The 23,238-nt window shown below is 45.6% G+C and carries 22 protein-coding genes; 14 read left to right on the forward strand and 8 right to left on the reverse strand.

Features of this window, described 5'->3' with window-relative positions; all coding sequences use genetic code 11:
- The first annotated feature begins 64 nt into the window (after positions 1-64).
- Together JN178_RS19725 and JN178_RS19730 are read left to right on the forward strand one after the other, a co-directional pair.
- On the forward strand, positions 65-1,819 hold the full coding sequence (locus JN178_RS19725) for an autotransporter assembly complex protein TamA (protein WP_332460859.1): 1,755 nt from the start codon (positions 65-67) through the stop codon (positions 1,817-1,819).
- Entirely contained in the window at positions 1,816-5,595 is a 3,780-nt protein-coding gene (locus JN178_RS19730) for a translocation/assembly module TamB domain-containing protein (RefSeq protein WP_202262968.1), read from the forward strand. Before JN178_RS19725 ends, JN178_RS19730 begins: the two co-directional genes overlap by 4 nt.
- A gap of 11 nt (positions 5,596-5,606) precedes the next feature.
- On the opposite strand, the gene JN178_RS19735 is transcribed toward JN178_RS19730, so the two are convergent.
- The gene (locus JN178_RS19735; RefSeq protein WP_202262969.1) at positions 5,607-6,197 is read right to left on the reverse strand and encodes a hypothetical protein; all 591 of its coding nucleotides are present in this window, start codon (positions 6,195-6,197) and stop codon (positions 5,607-5,609) included.
- Entirely contained in the window at positions 6,190-6,696 is a 507-nt protein-coding gene (locus JN178_RS19740; protein ID WP_202262970.1) for an RNA polymerase sigma factor, read from the reverse strand. The genes JN178_RS19735 and JN178_RS19740 overlap by 8 nt, the downstream gene beginning before the upstream one ends.
- Positions 6,697-7,052: 356 nt before the next feature.
- On the opposite strand from JN178_RS19740, the gene JN178_RS19745 reads away from it, so the two are divergent.
- On the forward strand, positions 7,053-7,328 hold the full coding sequence (locus JN178_RS19745; protein ID WP_202262971.1) for a hypothetical protein: 276 nt from the start codon (positions 7,053-7,055) through the stop codon (positions 7,326-7,328).
- An 18-nt stretch (positions 7,329-7,346) separates the two neighbouring features.
- On the opposite strand, the gene JN178_RS19750 is transcribed toward JN178_RS19745, so the two are convergent.
- The 4 genes from JN178_RS19750 to proB all read right to left on the reverse strand — a co-directional run bounded on the left by JN178_RS19750 (position 7,347) and on the right by proB (position 10,827).
- The gene (locus tag JN178_RS19750; RefSeq protein WP_202262972.1) at positions 7,347-8,249 is read right to left on the reverse strand and encodes a DMT family transporter; all 903 of its coding nucleotides are present in this window, start codon (positions 8,247-8,249) and stop codon (positions 7,347-7,349) included.
- Positions 8,250-8,267: 18 nt separating this feature from the next.
- The gene (locus JN178_RS19755) at positions 8,268-9,209 is read right to left on the reverse strand and encodes a D-2-hydroxyacid dehydrogenase (protein WP_202262973.1); all 942 of its coding nucleotides are present in this window, start codon (positions 9,207-9,209) and stop codon (positions 8,268-8,270) included.
- Positions 9,206-9,643 (reverse strand): acyl-CoA thioesterase, encoded by a 438-nt coding sequence (locus JN178_RS19760; protein ID WP_159625443.1) that lies wholly within the window; start codon positions 9,641-9,643, stop codon positions 9,206-9,208. Before JN178_RS19760 ends, JN178_RS19755 begins: the two co-directional genes overlap by 4 nt.
- Positions 9,644-9,729: 86 nt before the next feature.
- Entirely contained in the window at positions 9,730-10,827 is a 1,098-nt protein-coding gene (gene proB / locus JN178_RS19765; RefSeq protein ID WP_202262974.1) for a glutamate 5-kinase, read from the reverse strand.
- 191 nt (positions 10,828-11,018) lie between these two features.
- On the opposite strand from proB, the gene JN178_RS19770 reads away from it, so the two are divergent.
- The 4 genes from JN178_RS19770 to JN178_RS19785 all read left to right on the forward strand — a co-directional run bounded on the left by JN178_RS19770 (position 11,019) and on the right by JN178_RS19785 (position 16,104).
- Entirely contained in the window at positions 11,019-13,493 is a 2,475-nt protein-coding gene (locus JN178_RS19770) for a M1 family metallopeptidase (protein ID WP_159625439.1), read from the forward strand.
- Positions 13,483-14,040 carry a DUF6702 family protein gene (locus JN178_RS19775; RefSeq protein ID WP_202262975.1) on the forward strand — a complete coding sequence of 186 codons (558 nt, stop codon included), beginning with the start codon at positions 13,483-13,485 and terminating at the stop codon, positions 14,038-14,040. The genes JN178_RS19770 and JN178_RS19775 overlap by 11 nt, the downstream gene beginning before the upstream one ends.
- A gap of 149 nt (positions 14,041-14,189) precedes the next feature.
- The gene (locus tag JN178_RS19780; RefSeq protein ID WP_202262976.1) at positions 14,190-14,588 is read left to right on the forward strand and encodes a hypothetical protein; all 399 of its coding nucleotides are present in this window, start codon (positions 14,190-14,192) and stop codon (positions 14,586-14,588) included.
- A gap of 178 nt (positions 14,589-14,766) precedes the next feature.
- A complete protein-coding gene (locus JN178_RS19785; protein ID WP_202262977.1) occupies positions 14,767-16,104 on the forward strand; it encodes an ABC1 kinase family protein in 1,338 nt (445 codons plus the stop codon).
- Between the two features lie 51 nt (positions 16,105-16,155).
- Here the strand turns inward: JN178_RS19785 and JN178_RS19790 are convergent, their stop codons facing one another.
- On the reverse strand, positions 16,156-16,464 hold the full coding sequence (locus tag JN178_RS19790; protein WP_202262978.1) for a DUF6482 family protein: 309 nt from the start codon (positions 16,462-16,464) through the stop codon (positions 16,156-16,158).
- A gap of 132 nt (positions 16,465-16,596) precedes the next feature.
- Positions 16,597-17,847: a sterol desaturase family protein gene (locus tag JN178_RS19795; protein WP_202262979.1), complete on the reverse strand. Its 1,251-nt coding sequence runs from the start codon at positions 17,845-17,847 to the stop codon at positions 16,597-16,599.
- A 275-nt stretch (positions 17,848-18,122) separates the two neighbouring features.
- Here JN178_RS19795 and JN178_RS19800 point away from each other — a divergent pair, with 275 nt between their 5' ends.
- From JN178_RS19800 to JN178_RS19830, 7 genes are all read left to right on the forward strand, one after another.
- The gene (locus JN178_RS19800; protein ID WP_202262980.1) at positions 18,123-18,983 is read left to right on the forward strand and encodes a DUF3014 domain-containing protein; all 861 of its coding nucleotides are present in this window, start codon (positions 18,123-18,125) and stop codon (positions 18,981-18,983) included.
- Entirely contained in the window at positions 18,970-19,554 is a 585-nt protein-coding gene (locus tag JN178_RS19805) for a DUF1285 domain-containing protein (RefSeq protein WP_202262981.1), read from the forward strand. The genes JN178_RS19800 and JN178_RS19805 overlap by 14 nt, the downstream gene beginning before the upstream one ends.
- A 68-nt stretch (positions 19,555-19,622) precedes the next feature.
- Positions 19,623-20,915 carry a metal-dependent hydrolase family protein gene (locus JN178_RS19810; RefSeq protein ID WP_202262982.1) on the forward strand — a complete coding sequence of 431 codons (1,293 nt, stop codon included), beginning with the start codon at positions 19,623-19,625 and terminating at the stop codon, positions 20,913-20,915.
- A gap of 16 nt (positions 20,916-20,931) precedes the next feature.
- A complete protein-coding gene (locus JN178_RS19815) occupies positions 20,932-21,519 on the forward strand; it encodes a YqaA family protein (protein ID WP_202262983.1) in 588 nt (195 codons plus the stop codon).
- Positions 21,520-21,641: 122 nt separating this feature from the next.
- A complete protein-coding gene (locus tag JN178_RS19820; protein ID WP_202262984.1) occupies positions 21,642-22,103 on the forward strand; it encodes a hypothetical protein in 462 nt (153 codons plus the stop codon).
- A gap of 38 nt (positions 22,104-22,141) precedes the next feature.
- Positions 22,142-22,321: a hypothetical protein gene (locus JN178_RS19825; protein ID WP_202262985.1), complete on the forward strand. Its 180-nt coding sequence runs from the start codon at positions 22,142-22,144 to the stop codon at positions 22,319-22,321.
- Positions 22,322-22,420: 99 nt separating this feature from the next.
- Complete coding sequence (locus JN178_RS19830) at positions 22,421-23,230, forward strand: DUF1206 domain-containing protein (protein ID WP_202262986.1); 810 nt, start codon at positions 22,421-22,423, stop codon at positions 23,228-23,230.
- The last annotated feature ends 8 nt before the right edge of the window (positions 23,231-23,238 follow it).

Below are 23,238 nucleotides of genomic sequence, written 5' to 3' on the forward strand. Positions count from 1 at the left end.
CGTCGTGACATATCGACCTCATTTTCTTACCTACCAGCCCACGTCATTTGGGCACAAAGCAAAGATGTTTAGGCAATGTTGCGCGCTTTTGGCACTGTTTTTCATAGCAACTTGCAGCTGGGCCCAAGCCTCTATTACCTACGATATAAAAGGCGTTGAGCAAGATAAATTGCGCAACAATGTTCGCGTGCATTTGGGTAATTTAGACGTTGAAAAAAACCTATTGACCGACCCTTATTGGCAAGATGAAGTGGCAGCCACAGTGGCCAAAGCAGTACAACCGTTCGGGTATTACAACAGCGACACCAGTGTATCGGTCGGAGAAGGCGACAATGTTACGGTAACCGTTGCCCTTAATGCACCACTCACAATTAACAAAGTTACGCGAGAAATTATTGGTGCTGGGCGTGAAGACAAGGCCTTTAGAGCACGCTTTAACTCACTTAAACTCAAAGAGGGTGATGTACTTGATCAAACCGTCTACGAGTCATTTAAGTCATCCATGTTCAACTATGCCTTGTCTAACGGTTACTTCGACTATTTCTGGCAAGCCACTCGACTAGATTTAGTACGAGAAGAAAAACAGGCTAACGTTTTGTTAATCGCGCAAAGTGGGCCGCAGTATAAGTTTGGCGAGCTAAAGTTTATCGGTGAAGATAAAGCGCGCGCCATCATTGAACGTCTAAAACCCTTTAGTACTGGCGACGCTTACTCATCAGCCGTGCTGACAGATTTTAACCGTAGTTTAAACCAAGCGGGGTATTTCACCCGCGTTATTGCACGCCCTGTGGTAAGCGAAGCTGACGGGCTACTTGTCCCTATTGAAGTATCACTGCTACATCGGCCAACCGACTCATTTAATGCATCTATTGGTGCGGCAACCGATACCGGGCCGCGGGTACGTTTGGGTTGGGAGCGTCCTTGGGTGAATAGTCGCGGTCACTCTATTTCATCAGATATTTTTATTTCGGCGCCCGAACAATCGGTTACTGCTGACTATCGGATACCGATGAAGAACATTACGCAAGATTACGCCAGTATCGAGGCGGGTTATCAGTTCATCGAATACAGTAATACCTCGTTTGAAAGTGAAACACTCTCACTTGCAGGTCACCGCTATTGGCAAAAGAATAAGTCACCTTGGCAGCATGATGGCTCAGTCACATATTTGCGGGAAACCTATGACCAAGGCGAACTAAGTTCTAATACCACGTCACTTATTTTGCCCGGATACTCGTTAACCTACCGCGAAAAAGATGCCGAACTGAATATCAACAATGGCATGTACTTACAAATGCTCGCGCAAGCTGGCAAGGAAGGATGGGGATCAGACATCGACTTTGCCAAAGCCGTGGTTGAAGCCATGCTTATCTACACCGTTAATGATGTTCACCGTGTTACCGTACGTGGCGAGTTGGGCGCGATTAAAACCAACAGCTTTGATGAAGTTCCTACATCGTTACGCTTTTATGCGGGCGGGGACCAAAGCGTAAGAGGTTTTGATTTCCGTGAAATTTCACCCAAAGCGGAAGTGATTGACCCAGGCACAGGCGATCTTATTCGCGACTCTATTGGGGGTAAATTTCTAGCTACTTCAAGTATCGAATATGCCTATTTGTTTTCACCAAACTGGCGAGTTGCTGCTTTTGTTGATGTAGGTACGGCAACAAACGATATTGATACCAAACTTACCTACAGCGTGGGGCCAGGTATTCATTGGCTTTCACCCATCGGGCCTGTGCGTTTTTATATTGCTCGCGGTATTGCGCCTGACGAAAAAACGTGGCAATTCCACCTAATGCTGGGACCTGAACTATGAAAAAACGTACGGTCTCTTTTATTATTTCATCGCCAATATTGCTGGTGGTGGCTATTTATGCGCTTTTGATCAGCCCGTTGGGCGGCCCAACAGTAAAGGTAATAGCTAACACCTTTGTACCTAATCTAGCGATTGAACGCATTGAAGGCGGCTTCGCCGACGACCTAACTATTACTAATCTCACGTGGCACAATCCGCAGTGGAAGGTAGACATTGGTTATGCCTATGTGGATGTAACATGGCGCTGCTTATTTGAACCTCGTGTATGTGCTAACGATATAGCTGTAAGCGATGCTCGCATTACACAAGTGTCTGCAGCCCCGACCGACGCTGATACTTCAGCACAGCCTGGCGAAATAGTACTGCCATTGCCTATCGAGGTTGCTACGCTAACCTTAAGCAATATTAACCTATCGCTATTAAGTGCAGATATCGCGTTAGGGGAACTCACCCTTGAAGGGTTTGAAGGTAATGATGCTATTGTACTTGAGAGTCTAGCTGCTCAGCGCATAGCAATATCGCTCCCCGAGGAGAGCGAAACTACATCAGCGCCAAGTAAGCCAGAACCAGCCGCCTCTTCAGACTCTGCAATACCGGTCTCTTACTCGTTAAGTTACAGCGCACCTTCATTACCTGCGATAAGCGCACCTATGCCAATCACTTTGGGTACCGTACTTCTTGAAGATGTGTCTTATGTGAAAGGCAATAGCCAACAAAAAATAAAGATGGCATCGCTTAGCGATGCGAGTTTCAAAGGCAATGATGTTGCGGTTGATTCGTTTATTGTTGTGCACCCTGACGCTGAGCTAAAAGGAAGTATTCAAGCGACTCTCGCTAACAACTTTACGCTGGAATCGGCCCTTAAGGTAAAAACCAAATTAGGCGATAGCGACCAAATGGTGACATTGGATGCCAAAGGCGCACTCGATGATTTGTCGCTCTCTGTTGCCGCCACTGGCGCAGTTCAGGCTAACGTTAATGTAACCGCCAACGTGCTTGACGACGCATTGCCAGTGGAGTTCACTGCGACCTGGGCACAGCAACCTATTCCCACCATGGAAGACGCAACCCTTAAAGCCGGCGAGTTATCACTTACTGGCACCATGGGAGATTATATTTTAAAAGGCAACGGCGCTGCTGTGCTTCCTGATATTGGCGACGTGCCCGTTGCACTTGATGTAGTGCTTAAAAAACACAACATTTATGTTAACCAAGCCAATATTCAAGCCCTAGAAGGCAGTTTGGTGAACTCGGGCACATTGTATTTAGACAAGGTCATTGCGTGGGAAGGCAAGACGGTACTCGATGAAGTGTCGGCCGCCCGCTTCAGTCAATATGCGCCAACGCGCTTAAAGGGTGAAGTTGACAGTATATTGCAGTACTCAGCACAAGGCGGCCTGCATGTAAGTCTTCGAGATATGAACATTGCAGGTGAACTGCAAGGAAAGCAGCTCCACGTGAAAGGGAATGCGGTTTACTCAGGCCCCAGTGACTTATTTGTCACTAACGTTAGTGTTCAGCAAGATAAAAATACGATTAAAGCCGTCGCTCAAGTGCTTAACAAGCGCCACCTAAACGCCGATGTTGATGTGGATGTTGCACAAATTGAGACCCTTTATCCGGAAGTCTCTGGCGCTATCAAAGGTAATATAAAAGCCGCAGGACCTTGGCAAAACCCTAGAGCAGATGGTGCAATAAACATTAACGATATTCGCGTGTCATCAACCGTTTCAGCCGCAATGGCAGAGCAAGGCCCTATAAATGGGCGCATTGCAATAGAGGGTGCGTACACGGATCATAAAGCAGACATCGCCCTTAATGTTCCAGAGCATCGAGTAAAACTGATGTTAGCTGGAGCATGGCAGAATAACCATTGGAAAGGCAGCATAAGCGAGACGCAATTAAAAGTGGCCAACATGCAATGGACCTTATCCCAACCTTTTAATGTCGATATTGGTACTGCACCTGTCACCGCTAATATTAGCGCGCATTGCTGGTCTTCTCGCAAAGAGGGAGAGCTTTGTATATCAAACGTAAACTATCAAGAGGACCGCGCAAGTTGGGATATTAACGCGTCAGCACTTCCCGTGGGTTTGTGGGCAAGCGAAATTGCACCTCATGTCGTGTCAGCGCCATCTAGTGCAACGCTTAACGTAAACACCAAAGGTAGCTATTCGCCTAACGATCCAATTGATGCCACTTTTACTGCTTCACTTAGCGCTGCGCCATGGCAGTTGGGCCAAGAAAGACCACTGACGTTAACCATTAACTCGGTAGAAACTACCGGAAGTATTAAGCAAGGGCAGCTTACTTCTACCTCGTTAATTTCCAGCGAAGATATTGGTGATGCCACACTTTCGTTAAATACACGGCCACTGGATGACAGAAAACCGTTAGAAGGTGAACTGTTAATGGAAGGATTGGACGTATCTCCCTTCAAGCCATTATCGCCCGCAATACGCACCCTAACTGGGATATTAAATGGCAACATAACCTTGGGTGGTTACGTGGATGATCCGTCACTTTCCGGTGAGCTAAGCATAAGTAATGGCGCTATTGATATTCAAGATACACCTGTTTCCCTTTCTGATTGGGAGCAGCAAGTAGTGCTTAACGGTCAAACGGCTGAGCTTGATGGAAAATTTGTATTAGGCGGTGGTAAGGGCTCACTGAAAGGCACCTTGGATTGGTCTGCCACGCCAAGTGCTGATTTTACGCTAAAAGGTAATGCCTTTGAGGTACGCCAACCTAATGTCCGCTTGCGACTTTCTCCCAATATCACAGTAATCGCCACCAAAGAGAAAGTGGATGTAACCGGTGATATCAATATTCCATGGGCTCGCATTGAAATAGAGTCGTTACCTGAAAGCGCTGTTTCGCCATCAAAGGACGTGCACTTGAGAGGCGAGCCACAGCGTGAAGAGCCCTTAGACATTGTACATGCATCCGTTTTGGTCAATATCGACAAAGCCAAAACTGAAGAAGTGAAGTTAGAGGCATTTGGCCTTACTGCCAGCCTGCACGGAGGCATTCGTGTGAACACGCAGCCGGCATTGGTGGGCTACGGCGACCTACAAATACTCAATGGTCGTTATAATGCGTATGGACAAAAGCTCATTATCCAAACCGGTGAAGTGCAGTTCAACGGCCCCATTGACCAACCCATGCTGCTGGTAGAAGCGATTCGCGACCCAGCTAAAACCGACGACGATGTTATTGCAGGTATTCGCATTGATGGCGCTGCAGACTCACCCAGTATTAACCTGTATTCAGAACCCGCCATGGACCAGCAGAGTGTTTTGTCTTACTTGCTGACCGGATCAGGTCCCAACTCACCCAATGCTGACCCGAATTACGCGGCCTTATTACTCGGGTTTGGTTTGTCGAATACTAAAACCCTTACCGGGCAAGTCGGTAATGCGCTGGGCATTGATGACTTCAGCTTAAGCACCAACGAAGATAGATTGTCGGTGACAGGGCAAATTAATGACAGGCTGTCCGTTGAATACAACGTTGATGTGGGCCTAAGTAATAACGACGCCAACAGTACGCTGCGTCGTCGTCAACTTCCACCAGATTTGGCGCTCAAATATCAACTGTTGCCCAGCTTGTATTTAGAGGCCATTCAAACCACGTTGGAAGACCAATCCGAATTCGCATTGGACTTATACTATGAATTTTTCCTTGGCGATAATAGAACACCGTCTAGCGACGAGGATGATGAAAGCGCGGATAAAGAAAGTGACGCCAACAAAGGTAACGAGAAAAACGAATAAGCACCATCGCCTTATTGAGGGCGATGGTTAGCCATTTCCTGTAAGGTGTTTAGTTGTCGTTCAAAGCGCTGTTGGCGCTTATGTGCCCACACACCCCACACAATCATAATTACGCTAATACCTGCAATTATTAGAGACATTCTGACGAGTTTTTCAGGAGGCACCTCTTGTGAAAAATACCGCTCAGCAAAGAAAACCGCCCCAAACACAATTGCAGACCAGGCAGAATGCTTGGTAATAAACGCTATTTTCACGTTGTTCTTTATCTGTTTGGTTAACTGCGTCAAATGATCAAGCGTTTGAGTATCTTTTGAAAATGCCGCAACACGCCTTAACCACAGTTGGTAACCCAGCAACGGAATGGCAAAAACAAGAATAAAGAGATTTATCATCTGCACAGTGAACGTGAGCTTATCCCAATAGGTATACAACATGTACAATGCAGGTACGAGGGCGAGCGAGTCGACCACCATAAACACGCGCTGTTTTTTTCGCTCGCTGCGCAAATTAGCTTTAACCGCCGTTAAATCTATTGAACTGACCGGCTGAGTTTGCCACAAAGCGGATAGATCATCGTTCATTTCATCACCGTCATTATGCATGGGGCGCCTCCTTTATCACACTTTGTTTTGCACGCTTTAAAATAACGCCCACATGATTTTTAGTTAAACCACAAACCTCGGCAATTTCATCGTAGCTCAACCCTTCAAGCGACAAGGTCAACACCTGCCGAGACTGCAAGGGCAGTGCTCGAACCGCAGTAAGTAACTGCTCTAGTGATTGCTGCTGACTAGACACCACCTCTGGTGAGTGCTGTGCACTACAATAACCATCTGACCCCAGCTCATCGCTGTCGTAGTGGTGAGTATCTATACGTTTAACTTGGCTTGCCACGTGAGTCACTGCGCGGTTATGGGCTATTTTGAGAATATAGGTTTTTACACTGCTATCACCATTGAAGCGCGCCAACCCCTGCCATACTGCAATAGCAATTTCCTGTAATAACTCTTGTTGCATGGCGGGATTTGCCTCGTAACTGTTCGCTACCCTACTCAGCAATGCGCCATACTGTGAAAAAACCGCTTCGAAACCTTGCCCCAATCTGGTGGATCCTATCCTTTATTTTTATTTGTTTTGCGCAGTGTAAAACTCAGAATTCATGAACCTAGTTTTAAGGCCACATTCAGCCTAATGTTCTTCATGGTATGTCGCATGCTTTTCAGCAAGCGTAATCTTCATCGCAGCGCTTCCCTTATTCTTAAGCCTTCTAAGAACGCGGTTATTCTCTACAGTCAGCGTGTAGCGAATTTTATTACACACTTTTTTTTAAAATCGTTGTAATTTTTTTTAAATGGCGATGACTAGTGATAACGAAAGCGGTGCAACAGCCCCAAACTCTACGTTTAGGCGTTGCCAAAACACATAAAGACATAGTCAACACAACGAGGGAGAGCCTAATGTCTACGTTAAGCCTTGTATTATTACTAAGCGGTATCACATCTATTGCGCTCTTAGCGTGTTATCTTGATGCTAAATTTCAATGGCGGTTAAACGACTGGATGAATGGTCAGTGCAGCAATCCATTCATTGCAACCAACGCCTCGCAGCAAGCGCAGCGATTAAAAGAGAAAGACGCGCAAATTGAAAAGCTCATGGAGCGCATTGAAACGCTGGAAGCCATCGTGACCGAACCTGCCTATGAGCTAAACAAGAAAATTAATGCGCTTAAATAGTGATATTTTACACCGCGCCTAGTTTGGTATTGATGGGCGGCGCATAAAGCGTGGAATTTTCCCCATGGCTATCGCGTTGCCCATCAATACAATCACCACGCCAACCACAGATAGCATGGTCCACTGATACCCTTCAAAGAAGGTTGATATCAATAGCGCCACCATGGGATACACCAACACCACATAGGCCGCTTTATCAGCCCCCATTTGCTTGAGCAGTTTCATATACGCGCCGAACGCGAATACCGAACCAAACAGTGCCAGATAAACCAATGATAGATAAAAGCTTGTACTACTTGGAATAACTAACGTACCTGGCAGCAACAATGACGTAATAAAAAGCAATATCATGGCGTAGGACATCGCATAAAAGTTCATCTGAATAACCGGTGTGCCGGCAGTAAGAATACGCTCGGAAATAACGTTTCCAATTGACGCACACAAGAAACTTACAAAAGCGATGCCAAGACCCGTTGCAAGCGCGGCATCCATCGACACTTTTGAAAACTCGGGCACAAATAAACAAATGATGCCGCCAAGCCCGAACGTAGCCCCCACAACGACTTCTTTTCGAATAGGCTCTTTTAACCACCAGCGGCGTAACACCACGTTTATATAGATGATACACGAACTCATCAGTGCCAGTAGTGCGCTAATAATATGGGCTTGGGCAAGATACAGTAAGGTGTAATTAAGGCTATATAAGAATACGCCCACCGCGGCCATTTTAATGTGCACATGAACGGGAAGCGCCAACGGCAGACGCTTTATTAGGCAATACGCTCCTAAGCAGGCGGAAGCCAATAAGTAGCGAAGTGCAATCGCGAAGGTTTCAGAGGTATGCCCAATTTGATAGGTTATCGCAATCCACGTAGAACCCCATATCAAGCAACACAACGAAAAAAGAGTAGCGTTATTCATTAACCAATTTTGTCCGTGCTAATTGCGTTGTAAAAAATGCGCAAGCTGTTGTATGGCACCATCAAAAAGCGTTTGTCTTGCACTTTGGCCAATCCATGCGTTATGTGGCGTGATCAATAAATTGGGTAACTGTGCATTAAGCAAAATGTGATCAGATGGAGGCGGCTCAACCGACAGTACATCAAGACCCGCGCCGCCAATGCGATTATGTATCAGCGCGTCAAGCAAGGCGGCTTCGTCTATTAACCCGCCGCGGGCGGTATTAATTAAAAAGCAACTCGATTTCATTAACGATAACGTGCGTTTATTAATGAGCTTTTCATTGTCCTTAGTAAGTGGACAGTGAAGTGATACTACATCGGCATTTGGCAGTAAGCTTTCAAGCGAAGGTCTAGGATCATCGTTTTTACCAGGGCGCCCAGCAATACTCACGTGCATTCCCAATGCACAGAGCAGGCTTTCCATGCGCTGACCAAGCGCTCCGTGACCAACAATAACCGCATGCTTGCCAGCCAGTTCAACAACAGGGCGATGATTAAGACAAAAATGCGCAGAGCGTGCCCATTCACCATCTGTCACATCGCGCTGATAATTAACAAACTGAGTTGCCAAATTGAGCAGTAGTGTTACAGCGTGCTGAGCCACACTGTCAGTGCCATACCCTTCAACATTCTTCACCTCTATCCCTTTCTCGCGGCAGTATTCAAGGTCGATGTTGTTCATACCGGTAGCAGTAACACCAATATAGCGAAGCGCCTTTGCGTGACTCAGTGCCGCTTCATTCAATACCACTTTATTCACTAAAAGGGCATGGGCATCCGCTATTCGAGAGATAACCTCTTCTGATTGCGTGCGGTCATGTAAGGTAACGTTTGCATCCAGTGATTCAAGGGCATGCGTATCAAGCGTATCTAAGTCCAGCGTTTCAGCATCAAGAAAAACCACATTTGGCTTGCTCATAGCACTTCACATATCGACTCGAGTGCCGCCTTAATTTTTACGGGAATTGGAATTGCTTTGTCTGACTTTTTATCAACAAAAACATGCACAAACTGGCCGTGAGCAACACGTCGCTTACTTTCACCGGCATAGACCGACAGCCCATAGGTTACTGAACTTCGACCAATTTTAGCCACGCGCAAACCAACATAAATGGTTTCAGGGTAAGCGGCTGGCGCAATATACTGACATTGGCTACTAACAACATAGGCCACTGATTTACCGTTATGAATGTCTAAACCACCTTCTTCAATTAAAAAGCGATTTACCGCGGTATCAAAAAAACCGTAATACACCACATTGTTGATGTGCCCGTAAGCGTCGTTGTCTTGCCAACGGGTGGCAATAGTCACCTGATAAGGATAGTCAGCAAGTGTTGGCGTGATATCAGTCATACGGCTCCTTGGTGCATTTAACCTAACCATAAAATATGGGCATTTTAGTTAGGCATTGAAATTGGGCATCGTGCTTTGGGGTGCGTTTAGTAAAGCACCATGTCATCGCGATGAATTGCCTCGTCAGCTGTCTCATAACCTAACACATTGGCGATGTCTTTCGACTTTTTCCCTTTTATAGCCATTAAGTCTTTTGCGTTATACAAGCACAGACCTTTCGCCACAATATAACCGTCGCACACCACTTCTACGGCATCGCCTTGTTCAAAATGCCCCGTTACGTTGATGATCCCTGACGGCAAAAGCGACGCGCCTTTTTGCACTAACGCGGCTTTTGCACCAGCATCAATTTCTATCTTTCCCGCCGTTTTTAGGGTGTGTGTTAACCACAAGCGCCTTGCATTTGCTGGCGTACTACTCGCGCTAAACAACGTCCCTGGTACCTTGCCTTCAATTAACGCATCGAAAGTGTCACCTTTTCTACCGTTAACAATGAGCGTTTGAATACCACTGTTGGTGCATTTTTCGGCCGCTTCTATCTTGGTACGCATGCCTCCTGTTCCTACAGACGTGCCTGCGCCCCCGGCTAAACCATAAATACTTGCGTCTATCGTATCGACTTGTGGAATGAGCGTCGCATTGGGGTCTTTGCGCGGATCGGCGGTGTACAGCCCATCAATGTCAGAGCAAATAATCAAAGTATCAGCTTGGGCCACTAATGCGGTGTATGCCCCTAAGTTGTCATTGTCACCCACTTTCAGCTCATTCACGGCAACGGTATCGTTTTCGTTCACAATGGGAAGAGCATTGTGGTTAAGTATTTCACGTAAGGTATTTTTGATATTCACGTAGCGCGTGCGGTCGCGCAGGTCGTCAGCCGTTAGCAATACCTGTGCGCACGGAAAATCAAAAAAACGCTGCCAGTTGGCCATCATCAAGGTCTGACCTATTGCTGCCATGGCTTGTTTTTCTGCAATTGACGCATTGTGGCGAATTTTCACTTTGCTGCGCCCTGCGGCCACGCTACCTGATGAAACTAGGATAACTTCTTTGCCTGCTTCGCGACTTGCAGTAATAAAACGTGCCAGCGCAAGTAAATAACGACCACTACACTCATTGCCCTCTGGTGCAATAAGGGCACTACCAACTTTGATGACAGCACGCTGCCAAGAGAAACGATTCATAACGGGAAGTAAAAAGAAAACAAGAGCTCAAGAATACGACAGTTGGCGTGTGATGCAAAACGTTCTGTTACAGATTTTTTGCGTTAAAAGATGGTTAGTTTACGGTCAAAAACTGGATTCATTTGCCTAGCCCGATATACTAGCCGTGTTATTTTATAACAATTCTAACTTACAAGTTGCAAGGAACCTGCATGAGCACCGCAAAACGACACTTAATCTGGCTTGCGCCAGTGTTGTCTATGCTGATTTCTCTTCCAAGTGCAAACGCCGCCATTAAACAAACTAAAGGCGACTTTGAAGATAAATTCCGTCAGCTGGACGAAGTTCTCCCAACACCAAACGTATACCGTAACGCAGCGGGTGAGCCGGGACATCAGTACTGGCAGCAACAAGTAGATTACGACATTGACGTAAAGCTACTTGAAGACAAGCGCCGTATTGAAGCGAAAGAAACCATTACGTATCACAACAATTCACCAGATACCCTTAAGTATTTGTGGATTCAGTTAGACCAAAACAAATTCCGCGACGATTCTATGTCGGCGCTAACCACTACATTTGGCGGCATTGGCAACCGCGGTCCAGGTACCCAAGCAGCAAGTGGCGACAAACCAGCTAAATTGAGCATGGGTGCACTGCGCCGTCAGCAGTTCGTTGATGATAATGAGCTTGGTTACACTATTTCTCGCGTTGAAGATAAGTCAGGTAACGACTTACGTCACACTATTGTTGGCACCTTGATGCGTGTTGACCTTGCTAAGCCGCTAGCGCCTGGTAAGAAAGTAACGTTTGATATCGATTTTGCTTTTAACATTGTTGAAGAAGACGCGGTATCTGCACGTGCAGGTTACGAGCACTTCCCAGATGATGAGCGCGAAGGTGGTAACGATATCTTCTTGCTTGCACAGTGGTTCCCTCGTCTTGCGGCATACACCGACTACGAAGCATGGACTAACAAAGAGTTTATTGGCCGTGGTGAGTTCACGCTAGAATTCGGTAACTACGAAGTTGATATTACTGTACCGGCAGACCACATCGTATCGTCAACGGGTGTACTACAAAACCCGAAAGACGTGCTAACCAAAACACAACGCGACCGTCTTAAGAAGGCAGAAAAAGCAGACCGTATCGTATTCATCGTAACCCCTGAAGAAGCGATTGAAAACGAGAAGGAAGGTACCTCTAAGCTTAAGACGTGGACGTTCAAAGCTGACAACGTACGTGATTTTGCTTGGGCATCGTCTCGCAAATTCGCTTGGGATGCGCGCGGCTATCAGCAGGGCGGTGACACACAGCCACTTGTTATGGCAATGTCATTCTACCCGAAAGAGGGCGGTGAGCTTTGGCAGAAATACTCTACCGAATCCATCATCCACACCATGGATGTATACAGCCGCTTTAGCTTTGACTACCCGTACCCGGTAGCACAGTCAGTAAATGGCCCAGTAGGTGGTATGGAATATCCAATGATTACCTTCAACGGCCCACGTACTGAGCTTCGCGATGACGGTTCTCGCACATACTCTTTGGCTGAGAAGCGCTTCCTCATTGGCGTTGTTATTCACGAAGTAGGTCACATTTATTTCCCAATGACGGTTAACTCTGATGAGCGCCAGTGGACATGGATGGATGAAGGCCTTAACAGCTTCCTAGACGGTGTAGCAGGTCGCGAATGGGATCCAACCATTCCTTGGGGCGTTGAGCCACGTGACATCACTGGTTACATGAAGTCTCAAACGCAAGTACCTATTATGACGCAGTCTGACTCAGTATTGCGTTTAGGCCCTAACGCTTACACTAAACCAGCCGTTGCACTGAATATTCTACGTGAAACTATTCTTGGTCGTGAGTTGTTTGACTTCGCGTTTAAAGAGTACGCACAACGTTGGATGTTTAAGCGTCCTACACCTTCAGATTTCTTCCGCACAATGGAAGAAGCATCAGGTGTTGATCTAGACTGGTTCTGGCGCGGCTGGTTCTATACCACTGACCACGTAGACATTAGCCTAGACAGCGTTTATAAGCTGCGTTTAGACACTGAAGATCCAGATATCGACTTCGCCCGTGAGCGTGATGCTGAAATGGAAAAACCAAAGTCACTTACCGACATTCGCAATAAAGAAGAAGGTAAAGAACTGTGGGTTGACCGCTTTGAAGATATCCGCGATTACTACGACGAAAACGACCGTTACACAGTAACCAACAAAGAACGCAATAAGTACAAGAAATTCCTAAAAGGTCTTGAGCCATGGGAACGTAAAGCCTTTGAGCGCGCGGTGAAGGAAGACAAAAACTACTACGTGCTAGATTTTAGCAACAAAGGTGGTTTGGTTATGCCAATTATTCTTGAACTGACATTTGAAGATGGCAGTAAAGAAGAAATGCGCATTCCAGCTGAGATTTGGCGTCGTACTCCTAAAGCGGTAAGCAAGCTTATCGTGACGGACAAAGACAAAGAATTAGTTAGCGTAACGGTTGACCCACACTGGGAAACAGCAGACGTTGATGTGGAAAATAACCACTACCCACGTCGCATCATCCCATCGCGTATTGAGGCGTACAAGAATAAGCCGCGCAATACTTACGAGTACCGCGACTTGATGCATGATTCAAAGACCGAGCTAGATAAAGACGAAGACAAAGAAGAGGACAAAGATGACGAATAAGTTGTCTTTGGCATTAAAGCAGGGCACTTCAGCCCTGCTTGCCAGTCTTGTTGTCTTAACAGTGATTTGTGCTAGCTTTTTTAGTGCACAGCTACAAGCGCATCAAATTAAAGCCGCTATTACCACAGTATTGTTTAATCAACGCACTGAAAATATTGAAGTCATGCACCGCTTTAATCTTCATGATGCAGAACACGCGGTAAAAGCCTTGTTCGACAAGCATGCTGATATTATGGATGACATAGATACTCAGCAAGCATTTGCCGACTACGTGGCCAAGCATTTTGCTATTTTAAATAGTGAAGGTGAACCTCTGGCACTGGCTAAAGTTGGATTTGAAGTAGAAGGCAAGCATTTCTGGGTATACCAAGAAACAGCTGAGCCACCAGCGCTTGAAGGCTTAAAGATTCGCCATGACGCGCTGCGCGACTTATGGCCAAAACAAGTCAACACGATAAACGTTGAAGGTAAAGGCGATATAAAAACCTTAACGTTTGCAGACAGCGTAAATTTGCTTGAGGTCAGCTTTAAAGGCCATCAACACTAAACTTATTAGCACGTTCTTAATAGATTGAAAGCCCGCACTAAGTCGCGGGCTTTTTTATTACATTAAGTATGTGAGACTGAAGTCGTATAGTGTTTTTGGGTTAACTTCACTAACGTTAGTGTGGGTAAATAAACACGTAAGGGCTTAGTATGAGCAACAGCGTAGCTTCTTCAATAAACACGACGACAAAACGCGTTCAATCTCGCAGTGAAAGAAAGCGTAGGTCAACTAACGCTAAAAGTAGCGATACGCCAAAGACGCCAATTGTTCAAGCTGAGCCCGCTAACGCCAGCAACAACGCCTTTGCAAACAAGAAAAACATCATGTGGGTGCTATTGAGCGGCGCCATGGCACTTACGTTTATCATCATGCTGTTTTTGCCTAATACCGGTATGGGCAGTGGCCTCATTGCTACCTATTCTGCCATGTTGTGGTGCGGCTTCTTTGGTGCTTCGCTGTGGCGATATCGCAATGCAAGCGGGTGGGCCGGCTTTGCCTATGGTAGCGTTGTAGGTTTTGTTATCCAGTTCATTTCCCAGTTGATGTAACACTCAATACGTGACACTTATGCCTATATTGGCAACGATAAGTGGCCACTTGCTCAAGTAAGTGAAAGTCGCCGCCAATACATTGAATCAAAGTCTTTATACTACTGTCGTAAGTTAGAGTAATCACGAACGCCCTTGCTCGCGTAGTAACAGGGTACATTGTTTTATGAGTTAGCGTATGACAGATAAACCTACTTCTCGGCCTACCAAGGCTATTCCATCCTCTCGGCTCTCTCGCGTCACCCGATTGGGCACACTGGCCGGAAAAATAGCAACAAGCGTAGTAACACAAGGTGCCGGTCAACTGCTCAAAGGAGAGAAGCCGGTACTGTCGTCACTGCTATTAACCCCTAAAAACATTGGTAATATTGCCGATCAGCTCGCGACTATGCGTGGTGCAGCGATGAAGCTAGGCCAGCTTATTTCAATGGATGCAGGCGACTTTCTCCCTCCAGAACTTGCGGTGATTTTGGGGCGCCTTCGCGAAGATGCCGATCCTATGCCCAAAACTCAACTCATCGAAACATTAGCAGCCTCGTGGGGCGAGAACTGGCAAGCATCGTTATTGTATTTTTCCTTCGCGCCTGTTGCTGCAGCGTCTATAGGTCAGGTTCACAAAGCCATTACGATGGATGGCAAAATGCTAGCCGTGAAAGTGCAATATCCCGGCGTAAAAAAGAGTATCGACAGTGATGTTGATAATGTAGCGTCACTGATTAAGTTAACGGGTTTGGTGCCAAAATCACTGAACATCTCGCCACTGCTTAGCGAGGCTAAGCTACAGTTACACCAAGAAGCCGATTACCAGCGTGAAGCAACCATGCTCATGCGCTATCGCAGTTATTTAGAAGACAACACGCATTTTGTTATTCCTGCTACTTATCCTCCACTAACGTCTGATACTGTGCTTGCCATGGACTATATCGAGGCAGTAGATCTGGATATTCTTCAAAGCGAACCCCAAGCAGTCAGAGACAAATTAATGACAGCGCTCATGGCACTTTTCTTCAACGAGGTTTTTAATTTCAAGCTGTTGCAAAGTGACCCTAATTTAGCCAATTACAAATACAAAAGTGAAACGCAGCAAATTGTATTACTTGATTTTGGTGCGACTCGAGAAGTACCCGACGCCATTGCAGTGCACTATCAAGCATTGTTAAACAGCGCTGCAGACAATAACGTTGAAGAAATGCGACGAGCAGCAATGGCCATCGGCTTAATTGATGACAGTCATAGCGAAGCGCAAGTTACCGCAGTTATCAACATAGGCATGGAAGCCTGTGAAGCAATTAGAAGCGACGAGCCTTATGATTTTGGTAACAGCGACCTGATTACTCGGTTACATGACAAAGGGATGGCGCTTACTATGGAGCATAACTTTTGGCATACGCCACCTGCAGATGCACTATTTATCCACCGCAAACTAGGCGGGCTATTCCTACTCGCCAAACGCTTGAGCGCAAGAGTTGATATGCGAAAAGCGGCCGCGCCTTGGCTTGAGGCAAATAACGCCTAGCTAACACCTTCGCTATCATAGGGCGAAAAAGGTGCTATAAGGCAGGGTTCACTAATAGGGAAGTTCCATACTAAATGGCAGCGCCATTTGTTCAGCACTTTTGGGTGGATTACCTATCATTTCATCGTAAGGGGTGTCGTGTTTCATGACCGCTTTTGCAACGCTGCAATGTGCAAATGCTTCTCGAATATGGCCGGCGCTAAAAAAACGCATTGGTTTATCTTTTGTGTCGTACACCATACCGCTTTTATCGCCAATAGAAAGATAAACAAGATAAACGTTCATCTCGTAAGATTGCACTTCCAAATAATCGATTGCCGTCGGCGTATCTTCAATATCTTTAAAATAGAACTTATGCATACATACCTCATTAAGCTTAACGCTAGGGCATGCACTGTGGTTGATAATACATGACGTGCGGTATGTTAAACTTTGGGGACATACCGCTACGAAATAATGCTTTGCGCTTACCTAGCGTAGTAGGTAATTACGTTAGGCGAGGTTATCAGGTTCAGTGGGCAGGACCGCTTCTTCAAGCGGTGGGCGATGCTGAGTATGACGCACGGCATTAGCTAACATGAATAAACTTGCGAACGAACACAGAGTATAAACAATTGCCGCAACACCCATGCCGCCAGCGACCCACATCAGTGGAAATACGAGTAGACGGGGTCCTTCCATTGCCAGTGACATTTTTGACTGAGACAGGATGAACCCATTTTGAATACTCATAACAATAACAGTTGCAACGGCTATGAGTTGGTGACTAGTAGGCAATGCATTAATATTTAGCAATAAATATAGCGTTACACCTAGCATAATCAGGTGCTGAACAAGACTGTAGCGCGTTACTGCTTTGTGTAGTTTTGGATGGTATTTTTTAAATTCACTCAACGGCTTTTTTTCCTGCACGAAGCGCATAGATACATCTTCAGGTCGCCACCCTGTGCGACCAAACCATACGCGGAATTTATCTTTCCATGACCGAGTGTAATAGCTGTCCCTCGCTAATTGACTGTAAATTTGTAAGTTGGCCCATATAGGGTTAAAGCTTTTAAGTGCACCGCGTATTCCATACACCGGTGGCTCCTCGTCAAGCTCGGGAATAAAAGTACCAAAAAGGCGATCCCAAAGAATAAATACCCCGCCGTAATTCTTATCAATATAGACGCGGTTTTGCGCGTGATGTACGCGATGGTTAGACGGCGTAACAAAGACGTACTCCATCCAGCCTAAGGTTTTGATATGCTGCGTGTGTACCCAGAATTGATACACCAAATTAAGTGCCCCAACCGTAATAATCATCTCGGGCTCAAATCCTACTAAAGCCAATGGCAGATAGAACACCCAACTAAACAAGGCACCGCTGGTTTGTCTTAATGCTGTAGTAAGGTTGTAGTCTTCGCTTGAGTGATGCACAACATGTGCTGCCCACAAGATACTCATCTCGTGGCCCATTCGATGGTTCCAATAGTAAAAAAAGTCGTAAGCGACAAAAGCAATTACCCATACCCACCATGCATCTGGCAAGGAGAACAACGCAATGGCGTCGTATACTAAAACATAGATGGTAAACGGAATGAGTTGGTGGCCGATGGCAACGACGCGAGACAAAACCCCAGCGCTTAAACTGGTTATGGCGTCGTTCGTGCGATAGTGCCCCGTTTTTCTTTTGTAATCGACATAAAGCTCAATGCCAATTAACAGAAAAAACAGTGGGATAGCGAATAATATTACGGTCATACCAATACATTAAACTATACAAGCACAAATGTTAAACAATTGTTTTATAAATAGCTGCTCTATTTACATTTTAAACGGCTACTTTCTTTTACAGTGAACATGGTTAATTCGCAAATTACGACATAAAAGCAATCGAAAAGTGGCTTTTTGACGTTTAAATCTTCATGAAAAGAGGAATTTACACAACAAGGGAACATTTCTCTTGCTTGAACTTCTAATATTAGGTGTTATCTCTGATAGTATTAGAAAAGGATAGTTTTCGTAGCGGAGTCAATATGAGCGAGTCGTCAGAAAAGAAATCGTTAGGCCCACATTTTATTATTGTTGGTGTTCTTCTCATCGTTATTTTGGCTGTAGTGTTTTGGCCAAGCGACAAAGAGCCTGAGGTGGTAGAAGCCCCTGAGCCGGAAGTCGTTCAGCCTGAAGAAACGCCTACCATAGAGCCAGAAGTATTCGAAACACAACCTGTTGCGCCTACTGTTGAACTTGAAGAGAAAGACGAAGTTGAACCCCTTCCAGAGGTTGTTGACGAAAAGCCTGAACCACTAGATTCGAGTGACCCTGCGATCAAGTCGTCACTTATTAACAGTTCTTCGGCCGATGAAGACACCGTCAATCGAATGTTAGTGAATGAAGGTTTGTTGCAACGCTTTGTCGTTTCAGCGACTAATTTGGCCAACAATGAAATGGCACCAAACCATCAATTACTCACGCCTCCTGAACAAAGTTTCCGCGTTTATTCGCAAGCGGGTAAACAGTGGATTGATGCCGCTAGTTACAAACGCTATACCCCCTATGTGGATATGCTGGAATCGTTTGACAACGAAGCCTTATTAAACGTTTATGCTATTTATAAAGGCGATATCCAAGCCAAATACGCGGAAATTGGTAATCCTGACCAGGACTTTAATGAAGTACTGTTAGACGCCATTGACCAATTACTCGATACGCCAGAAGTGCCTGTGCCGGTTGAAGTGTACACCGACTCAGTTGCTTATAAATATGCTGATGAACGTTTAGAAAATCTTAATGAGCCACAAAAGCAATTACTGCGAACAGGCCCAGATAATATGCGTCGTATTAAAGCAAAATTGCGCGAGCTTAAAGTTTTGGTTGAAGAGCGTGGATCTAACTAGATTTCAACAGCAGTTAAAGGGCACGTCTTCTAAGACGCGCTCTTTGCCGCCTGTCGAAAAATGGGATCCTGATTTTTGTGGTGACATTAATCTAACCATTGCATTAGATGGCCGATGGTTTTATGAAGGAAGCCCTATAGGTAGGGCAAGCCTTGTTCAATTATTTGCGTCGGTACTCAAAAGAGAAGGCGACAATTACTTTTTGGTTACCCCAGTAGAAAAAGTGGGGATTACGGTTGAAGATACGCCTTTTTTGGTCACGCAATGGCAGAAAACTACAGCCAAAGACACTAATCAGGCCTACTATTTATTCACCACACAAACCGGCGATGAAATACGCCTAGACGACCCTGCTCAATTAACGCTTCGCGTTCCACCTAAAGCAATTCAAGATGCCGATGCCACACCTATTCCTTACCTTTGTGTGCGACGCAACCTCTGGGCCAGGCTTCATCAAAATGTCTATTATCAATTGCTAGAACAGGCAGAGGAAACTACCACGGCAACTGGCACGCAATTTTCTATCACAAGTGGCAATAGCACGTTCGTTATTGGTGAAGTAAACGCATAACCGCAATTAAGTGTATTAATTAGCAACACTTTCGTTATAGTTTACAAAACAACCAAAAGAACACATCAATGAAAAAGACCCTATTATCGCTAGGACTCGCCCTGAGTCTTTCATCGCTTTGCACAAGTTCTGTAGCTGACACCTTAATTCACGCAGGTAAAGCTTTTACCGGCACATCCTCAACCCTGCTAGAAAAGGTGACTATCGTTGTAGATGGCAACAAGATTAAGGCCATTCAAAAAGGTTTTGTTGAGGCCGGTGAAGGTGATGAGGTTATTGACCTAAAAGGTCATACTGTTATGCCGGGGTTAATGGACATGCATGTTCACTTATCATCACAACACGGCGGCCCGCAAACCTATTTAGAACGCTTTTCTCTTAACGAAGCTGATTATGCACTGCGCGGTGCAAACTATGCACAAGTTACACTTGAGGCTGGCTTTACCACAGTACGTAATTTAGGTGATAGCTATAACGAAACAATTGCACTTCGCAATGCCATTTCAAAAGGCATTGCAACCGGCCCACGCATTTATACCGGTGGAAAATCGATTGCTACAACGGGTGGGCACGCCGATCCAAGTAATGGTTTTGCGCATTTACTGCGCCCTGATGTCGGGCCAACACAAGGAGTAGTTAATGGAGAGGTGGAAGCTCGAGAAGCGGTGCGAACGCGCTATCAAGACGGTGCAGATGTTATCAAAATTACCGCTACAGGTGGTGTATTGAGCGTGGCAAAAAGCGGCCAAAACCCGCAGTTTATGACCGATGAACTCGACGCCATTGTGCAAACCGCAAAAGATTATGGCATGACGGTAGCGGTCCACGCCCACGGTAAAGAAGGGATGAAACGCGCTATTGAAGCAGGCGTTGATTCCATTGAACACGGCACCTACATGGACGATGAAATTCGCGCACTAATGAAAAAGAGAGGCACATACTACGTGCCAACTATATTGGCAGGTAAGTTCGTCGCTGAAAAAGCGAAAATAGATGGCTTTTTCCCAGAATTGGTTAGACCTAAAGCGGCTGCCATAGGCCCATTAATTCAAAAAACCTTTGAACGTGCTCATAAGGCGGGCGTGAAAATTGCTTTTGGTACAGACAGTGGAGTTTCAGCCCACGGTGATAATGCCAAAGAGTTTGCGCTTATGGTGGAAGCGGGTATGACACCTGCCAATGCATTACTTAGCGCGACTGTAAATAGTGCAGAACTCCTTGGTATTAGCGACATACTGGGCTCGTTATCTGAAGGTAAATTGGCCGACATCGTGGCAGTATCGGGCAACCCTCTAGAAGACATCTCTGTGATGGAATCGGTGTCTTTTGTAATGAAAGATGGGGTTGTTTACAAACAATAGAAAATGAAAGGGTTACATGGCACTCGGTAAGAAAGTAAAAAAGAAAACCAAGCAACTGGTTGACTCAAAGCACATGTTAAAAGGCATTACCTTTGCGTCATTTCTCGAGTCCACTATCGTACCCATTCCACTAGAAGCGGTTATGGTGCCATTAATGCAGGCTAGACGAGAATCACTCTGGCAAATCGCATTAATGGCTACTATCGGCTGTGTTTTAGGGGCAATATTTGGTTATGCCTTGGGTTATTACCTATTTGACCTTGTCGGGCAATGGGCAATAGACACCTTTTTTAGCCAATCCCAGTTTGATAGCGTTAAAACCAAAATGGAAAACCAAGGCTTTTGGTTTGTGATGACGTTGGGCATCGCGCCCATTCCTTTTCAAGTTGCCATGCTTGCCGCAGGTGCCACCCAATATTCTCTCGGGCTCTTTTTGCTCGCAACTGTGATAGCACGTTCGTTGCGTTATTTCGGCCTAGCAGCTGTGGTGTACTACACCGGTGATAAAGCAGAGCAACTCATTAAGCGCTACAGAATGAAAGCCGTTATCGCAATTACGTTGGTGGTATTGCTGTTGTGGTGGCTATCCAATTTAATTCGTTAGCACTTTCGGGCGTACACAGTCTGCTATAATTTCACTGTCGATTAACGGGATAGATTTTTTCAACTTTACATTTGATAATAATTCTCATTTGCACTAATGTAAGAAAAAAAGGAGGTGCAAATATGAATTCCCAGCGATTATGCCCTGTTTACCGAAAGTGGTTACAACTACACCCAGCTAACGCTCGCGCGCATCGACTAAGCTTACAAATTCAGGCACAAGAAGCCCATCAACAAGGCAAAAGCGCGTTTGCCCGTGACAAGTGTTATCAAGCATTTGAAACAGCAAAGGTCGTGCTGACTGCGCTGCAACCGGTGTCGAAAAGCAATATTAGCACCGCCTATAACGACATCATTTCATTTGGCGCTTTGGGTATGTATTTGTCATCTTTACTTCAACGCGCATACAAAAAACATGAAGCTCACGAGGTGTTACAAGAGTGTCAGCAACTCCTTATTGCGGTGATGCCACTACATGCAGCCAATCCTTCTGTTTGCCGTCTGATAAGCGCGGTTCAGCATTGTGTAGACAGCAAGGGCTTACCGCCTAATACACTGCCAGTGCCAAACGTGGCTTGTCACTAAAATTCTTTAAGTAAAAGACATGTAGCAAGGAGAACATTATGCCTTCACAAAAGCATGATCACGAAGACAGCTTTATTGCGTTAAACGTTAGAGCTTCTGTGCTTAAGAAGATGCTCAGCGGTGAGAACTTACATATGAGCGACATACATTGTACCTGCTCTCAAAGCAAACAAGCGTTACAACGGCTTTTACTGCAAGCCGTTAGTACAAGCAAATAATGCGGAATGCCTAAAAAACAGACGTGATTGGATCGAAACTTGAAGGTCATTTGGAAACGACGCCCTATTTTGGCTAGTCTCACCACCTAAGGAAGACCAATGACAAATGATTCTAAATGGTATCATCGCATAGCGAGAGCGGGCTACAGCGCTAAAACAATCATGTACGTTATGCTAGGTACATTCATTCTGTCATCGGTAATTAATTCACTTAATCGTGAAAAGGCGACTCAATCGCAAGTTTTTGAAACCCTAAAAGAACAACCTTTCGGGCAGTTCTTGCTTGGCGGGCTAGTTATAGGTTTAGCGTGTTACGCCTTATGGCGGTGGCTACAAACCTTCACTGAGTCAACGTCCAACGACGATAGTAAACTTAAAGCCACTATCACTAAATGCTTCTTTTTTATCTCCGGATTATTTTACATGGCTGCCGCATTTGTCGGCGCCAAAATACTGTTTTCGTGGCGTCAAAGCCAGTCAGGTGACTCAAAAGACAGCAGCCAAGAAATCAGTAGTTATTTGATGCAATTTGAGTGGGGCCTGCTTTTGGTCGCTGCCATAGGAGTAGGCATAATTGTTTTCTCTGGCATTCAATTCAAGCATGCCTACACGAAAGACTTTTTAGAAAAATTTACTATGAGCTCACTAAGCAGTGGGATACAGAAAAGTATTTCATTTAGCGGACGCATGGGTTATGTCGCGCGGGGCGTTGTTTATTTAGTAGTAGGTGGATTTTTTATTTTAGCGGCGTTAGTGAGCAACCCATCTGAGGCAGGAGGATTACAGAAAGTGCTATCAACTCTCATGGAACAGCCATTTGGACCGTATCTAATTGCTGGCGTAGGAGCAGGGTTTGTAATGTTTGGACTTTATTGTGGCCTAGAGGCCAAATACCGCGACTTAGAATAGAAGAGGCG

Source organism: Alteromonas sp. KC3, assembly GCF_016756315.1.
Lineage (GTDB): Bacteria > Pseudomonadota > Gammaproteobacteria > Enterobacterales > Alteromonadaceae > Alteromonas.

Bases quoted from the DNA above. Each gene is read 5' to 3' on its own strand.
- JN178_RS19815 (WP_202262983.1), top strand. From the start codon at position 20,932: ATGGCACTCGGTAAGAAAGTAAAAAAGAAAACCAAGCAACTGGTTGAC.
- JN178_RS19795 (WP_202262979.1), bottom strand. From the start codon at position 17,847: ATGACCGTAATATTATTCGCTATCCCACTGTTTTTTCTGTTAATTGGC.
- JN178_RS19800 (WP_202262980.1), top strand. From the start codon at position 18,123: ATGAGCGAGTCGTCAGAAAAGAAATCGTTAGGCCCACATTTTATTATT.
- JN178_RS19770 (WP_159625439.1), top strand. From the start codon at position 11,019: ATGAGCACCGCAAAACGACACTTAATCTGGCTTGCGCCAGTGTTGTCT.
- JN178_RS19755 (WP_202262973.1), bottom strand. From the start codon at position 9,209: ATGAGCAAGCCAAATGTGGTTTTTCTTGATGCTGAAACGCTGGACTTA.
- JN178_RS19730 (WP_202262968.1), top strand. From the start codon at position 1,816: ATGAAAAAACGTACGGTCTCTTTTATTATTTCATCGCCAATATTGCTG.
- JN178_RS19785 (WP_202262977.1), top strand. From the start codon at position 14,767: ATGACAGATAAACCTACTTCTCGGCCTACCAAGGCTATTCCATCCTCT.
- JN178_RS19775 (WP_202262975.1), top strand. From the start codon at position 13,483: ATGACGAATAAGTTGTCTTTGGCATTAAAGCAGGGCACTTCAGCCCTG.
- JN178_RS19830 (WP_202262986.1), top strand. From the start codon at position 22,421: ATGACAAATGATTCTAAATGGTATCATCGCATAGCGAGAGCGGGCTAC.
- JN178_RS19745 (WP_202262971.1), top strand. From the start codon at position 7,053: ATGTCTACGTTAAGCCTTGTATTATTACTAAGCGGTATCACATCTATT.
- JN178_RS19780 (WP_202262976.1), top strand. From the start codon at position 14,190: ATGAGCAACAGCGTAGCTTCTTCAATAAACACGACGACAAAACGCGTT.
- JN178_RS19750 (WP_202262972.1), bottom strand. From the start codon at position 8,249: ATGAATAACGCTACTCTTTTTTCGTTGTGTTGCTTGATATGGGGTTCT.
- JN178_RS19820 (WP_202262984.1), top strand. From the start codon at position 21,642: ATGAATTCCCAGCGATTATGCCCTGTTTACCGAAAGTGGTTACAACTA.
- JN178_RS19790 (WP_202262978.1), bottom strand. From the start codon at position 16,464: ATGCATAAGTTCTATTTTAAAGATATTGAAGATACGCCGACGGCAATC.
- JN178_RS19810 (WP_202262982.1), top strand. From the start codon at position 19,623: ATGAAAAAGACCCTATTATCGCTAGGACTCGCCCTGAGTCTTTCATCG.
- JN178_RS19735 (WP_202262969.1), bottom strand. From the start codon at position 6,197: ATGCATAATGACGGTGATGAAATGAACGATGATCTATCCGCTTTGTGG.
- JN178_RS19760 (WP_159625443.1), bottom strand. From the start codon at position 9,643: ATGACTGATATCACGCCAACACTTGCTGACTATCCTTATCAGGTGACT.
- proB (WP_202262974.1), bottom strand. From the start codon at position 10,827: ATGAATCGTTTCTCTTGGCAGCGTGCTGTCATCAAAGTTGGTAGTGCC.
- JN178_RS19825 (WP_202262985.1), top strand. From the start codon at position 22,142: ATGCCTTCACAAAAGCATGATCACGAAGACAGCTTTATTGCGTTAAAC.
- JN178_RS19725 (WP_332460859.1), top strand. From the start codon at position 65: ATGTTTAGGCAATGTTGCGCGCTTTTGGCACTGTTTTTCATAGCAACT.